Annotated in this window: 1 pseudogene; it reads left to right on the top strand. The window is 67.1% G+C overall.

Annotation, left to right across the window (positions count from 1 at the left end):
- Nucleotides 1–237, top strand: a pseudogene (locus tag IRY44_RS30525) (hypothetical protein); the annotation flags it as partial.

A 237-nucleotide genomic window follows, 5' to 3' on the forward strand; every position in this document is an offset into this window, starting at 1 on the left:
GTCGAGCGTGGCGGCAGCGCCTACCTGGACAACGTGAAGCTGGTCGACAACAACGCCGAAGGTGACGGCGGCGCCATCGCCAACTACGGCCGCACCTGGCTCAAGGAGAGCAAGGTCGTCGACAACCACGCCCAGGGCGACGGCGGCGGCATCTACAACGAGGGCATCCTCAAGGTCGAGGAAACCCACGTCGACGACAACACCGCAGGCGGCAACGGCGGCGGCATCGCCAACGGC

It is taken from the genome of Micromonospora sp. ANENR4, from assembly GCF_015354395.1.
Taxonomy (GTDB): domain Bacteria; phylum Actinomycetota; class Actinomycetes; order Mycobacteriales; family Micromonosporaceae; genus Micromonospora; species Micromonospora aurantiaca.